The sequence below is a fragment of the Tuberibacillus calidus DSM 17572 genome (genome assembly GCF_000430685.1).
GTDB classification, from domain to species: domain Bacteria; phylum Bacillota; class Bacilli; order Bacillales; family Sporolactobacillaceae; genus Tuberibacillus; species Tuberibacillus calidus.
The window spans coordinates 1-4,034 of the sequence record NZ_KE387194.1; the positions used below are offsets into that span (position 1 = coordinate 1).

Sequence of the window (4,034 nt, forward strand, 5' to 3'; positions counted from 1 at the left end):
GGCCGGGTCAAAGAAAAGCAGGGAGATCACCTCCGAAGCCTCGTAAAGGCGGCGTAAACCAATATCCACAAGTGGATAAGTCGGGAAGGAGAAAAAATCCACAAATGCGAATTGTGGATAACGGGTGGCGTATGCCCTTTTTTGGGAAGCTGGAGAAACATGTTGGATTTAGGATCCGATCAAAAGGGACTCTTTGCGGAAAATCCGTATATCAAGCAAAAAAATTTGGCGACGTAGACCCCAAAATCGCTACATCGCAAAAAGCTCCAATATAAAAAAGCTGGGAACGATGCCAACTTTGTGATATAATGTCATCAATACTATCGCTAGTTGTCCGTTCCGTTCTCTTCGAACGGTTACGCTTTGAACCTTTTTGGGGGTGTGCGGATTGTTACACACAATCTTGGTCACGTTAATCATTATTGCCGCGATCGGCATCATTGCCGTTGTTTTGTTGCAGTCGGGGAAAAGCGAAGGATTAGGCGTCATTTCCGGCGGTGCTGAACAGCTTTTTGGTAAGCAAAAAGCCCGCGGATTCGACCGCGTCCTTCTTCAATTTACGATTATTTGTGCCGTCGTTTTCTTTGTCTGTGCATTTATACTCGCTTTTTATGTGACATCATGACCGGCCAGATTTTCGATAAAACCCAGAGTAACAAGGACAGCACCGTAAGATAGGTGCTGTTTTCATTTTGCCCATTCATGTGGGTATAGTAATCAATAGCCGATTCTGTTTACATAAATCGAAAGGAGAAAAACAATGAAAATCGTACCACCGAAACCTTTCACTTTTGAAGCTGGAAAACGTGCTGTGCTTTTATTACACGGTTTTACGGGGAATTCCGCAGATGTCCGAATGCTTGGCCGTTTTCTTGAGAATAAAGGCTATACAAGCCATGCCCCGCATTATAAAGGGCACGGTGTTCCACCGGAAGAATTGCTGCATACTGGTCCAAAAGACTGGTGGCAGGATGTTTTAAATGGGTATCAACATTTGAAAGACCTTGGGTATGAAGAAATTGCCGTATGCGGATTATCGCTTGGAGGCGTATTTTCGTTAAAAGTTGGTTACACTTTACCGGTAAAAGGGATTATTCCAATGTGCGCCCCCATGACGAACAAAACGGAAGAAAACATTTATCGCGGTGTGTTGGATTACGCGCGGGAATGGAAACAATTAGAGGGGAAGCCGAAAGAGCAAATTGAGGAAGAAATGAAGGCATTTATCGATGCGCCTATGGATACGTTAAGCGAAGTGAACGATTTGTTTAAGGAAGTGCGCGAACATCTCGATATGATTTATGCGCCGACTTTTGTCGTGCAAGCCCGTCATGATGAAATGATTGATGTCAACAGCGCTAACATTATCTACGAAAATGTGTCATCCATTATCAAACAGATCAAATGGTATGAACACTCAAAACACGTGATCACGTTAGGAGACGAAAAGGAACAATTGCATCAGGATATTTATGAGTTTCTTGAGAAACTGGATTGGTCGGTCTCTTAACCCGATCGGAGGTTTACTATGAATGAAGAGTTAAAAGAACGCATTATGACGTATATGAAGGAAGAGGCGGCCAGGCCTCTTGCCCTTTCGGAATTGGAAGAAGTGCTCGAAATCAAAGATTCCGAGGAATATAAAACGTTAATAAAAACCCTTAATGCGCTTGAAGACAGCGGTGACTTAGTGCGCACGCGCAGCAATCGCTACGGCCTGCCGGAGAAAATGAACTTGATCCGCGGGACCATCCAGGCGCATGCCAAAGGCTATGCCTTTTTAATTCCCGATGACCCGGGGATGAATGATATTTATATCGGACAGGGGGATCTCGCTGGAGCCATGAACGGCGACAGCGTGTTGGTCCGATTATCGAAGACAAAATCCGGCGACCGTCCCGAAGGCGTTGTCATCAGGATTATTGAGCGGAAAACGACGAGGGTCGTCGGGACGTACACGGATTACGAACTCTACGGTTATGTCACCCCGGACGACAAGCGGCTGCCTGATGATATTTTCATTCCGAAAGGTGCGGCCAATGGTGCGGCGGAGGGGCATAAGGTGGTCGTCGAGTTAACGCGTTACCCAGACGGCCGCCGCCATGCAGAAGGCATCGTCGTGCAAATTTTGGGGCATAAAAACGACCCCGGCGTGGATATTTTATCGATTATCTATAAGCACGGCATCCCGACGGATTTTCCGGACGAGGTGCTCGCCGAAGCGAAGGCGGTCCCCGATACCATTTCCCCCGAGGAACTGGAAGGCCGCCGAGATTTAAGGAACGAAACGATTGTCACGATTGATGGCGCCGATGCGAAGGACTTGGATGATGCGGTCAATGTCATCAAACTGGATAATGGAAACTATCAATTAGGCGTTCATATCGCTGATGTGAGTCATTATGTCAAGGAAGGTTCAGCGCTTGACGCCGAAGCATTTGAACGCGGGACGAGCGTCTATCTTGTCGACCGCGTGGTGCCCATGTTGCCGCACCGCTTGTCCAATGGGATTTGCAGCTTAAATCCGAATGTCGATCGGTTGACGATCAGCTGTGTGATGGAAATCACCCCACAAGGGAAAGTCGTCGACCATGAGATTTTTCCGAGCGTCATTCGCACGACGGAACGGATGACCTACACGGATGTTCGGAAGATTTTGCTGCGCGAAGACCAAGAGGTGCTTGAGAGATACAAGGAACTCGTGCCCTTTTTTGATTTGATGGGGGAACTCGCTGCAATTTTAACCGAAAAGCGGCGGGAACGCGGGGCGATCGATTTTGATTTTACCGAGGCGAAAGTGCTTGTGGATGAAGAAGGGCATCCGACCGATGTCGTCATCCGCGAGCGTTCGGTTGCGGAGCGTTTAATTGAGGAATTTATGCTTTGCGCCAATGAAACCATCGCCGAGCATTTTCACTGGCTTGAACTGCCTTTTCTATATCGGATCCATGAAGATCCAAAGCCGGAGAAATTGGAGCGCTTCTTCAAATTTGCGGTGAACTTCGGTTATGTTGTCAAAGGCAGCCCGGAATCCGTTCATCCGCGCACCCTCCAAATGCTTTTGGAAGAAGTGAAAGGAAAGCCGGAGGAGGCCGTCATCAGCACGGTCATGCTGCGCTCGATGCAGCAGGCCAAATACTCTCACCAAAGCTTGGGGCATTTCGGGCTTTCCACCGATTTTTATACGCATTTTACATCGCCGATCCGCCGTTACCCGGACTTGATCGTCCATCGGTTGATTCGGAAGTACTTATTTGAAGGGAAAACGGACACAAGGACTCTAGCTGAGTGGGCAGAAAAGCTGCCGGAGATCGCTAAGCATACATCAGAGATGGAGCGCCGCGCCGTCGATGCCGAGCGTGAAACCGACGATTTGAAAAAAGCGGAATTTATGCAAGATAAAATCGGCGAGACTTTTGATGGGGTCATTAGCAGCGTCACCAGTTTCGGTTTGTTCGTGGAATTGCCGAATACGATCGAAGGGCTTGTTCACATCAGTTATCTCGTCGATGATTATTATCACTATAACGAAGATCAGATGGCGTTAATCGGTGAAAGAAGCGGGAACGTCTTTCGCATCGGTGATGAAATTACCGTGCGCGTGATCAATGTCAACGTTGAAGAGCATAGCATCGATTTTGAGGTTGTCGGCATGAAGCCGAACCGCCGAAACGCCCGTAAGGACCGGCCGAAAGTGATTGCCGGGCCGAGCAAGAAGCCTTCCAGAAAGAATGATGTGTCAAAGAAAAAGGATAAGGGCAAGTTGTCTTACCGAAATAAAAAAGGGAAGGTCAAACGCAAAAAACGCCGCCGTTAATGGCACCAGCCGATTTTCCTCTTCTAAAGATGAAGAGCGGAATCGGCTGATTTCTGTTAAGGGAGCGTTGGCCACGCATTTTCTCAGATCGCTCTGCCAGATATACATAAATAAGATTCGGTTTTTATAGTCTTAGCTGTTTTTTCCATATTATGGAGCGTCTGCTCATTTTCGCGGGCTTCACGACCGAAAAATGAGCATAAATACGGTTTTTGCG

Annotated in this window: 4 protein-coding genes; all 4 read left to right on the forward strand. The window is 47.6% G+C overall.

Annotated elements, in window-relative coordinates:
• Positions 1-275: hypothetical protein (locus H532_RS20745; RefSeq protein ID WP_038112707.1), on the forward strand; the 275-nt coding region annotated here is incomplete at its 5' end.
• A gap of 113 nt (positions 276-388) precedes the next feature.
• Positions 389-625, forward strand: a complete 237-nt coding sequence (gene secG / locus H532_RS0115185) for a preprotein translocase subunit SecG (protein ID WP_027726176.1) — start codon at positions 389-391, stop codon at positions 623-625.
• Between the two features lie 135 nt (positions 626-760).
• Positions 761-1,510 carry an alpha/beta hydrolase gene (locus H532_RS0115190; protein ID WP_027726177.1) on the forward strand — a complete coding sequence of 250 codons (750 nt, stop codon included), beginning with the start codon at positions 761-763 and terminating at the stop codon, positions 1,508-1,510.
• 18 nt (positions 1,511-1,528) lie between these two features.
• Positions 1,529-3,817 (forward strand): ribonuclease R, encoded by a 2,289-nt coding sequence (gene rnr / locus H532_RS0115195; protein ID WP_027726178.1) that lies wholly within the window; start codon positions 1,529-1,531, stop codon positions 3,815-3,817.
• Positions 3,818-4,034: the final 217 nt, after the last annotated feature.

What these genes read in the sequence shown, in the direction of transcription:
- H532_RS0115190 (WP_027726177.1), top strand. Translation starts at nt 761, where the DNA reads ATGAAAATCGTACCACCGAAACCTTTCACTTTTGAAGCTGGAAAACGT.
- rnr (WP_027726178.1), top strand. Translation starts at nt 1,529, where the DNA reads ATGAATGAAGAGTTAAAAGAACGCATTATGACGTATATGAAGGAAGAG.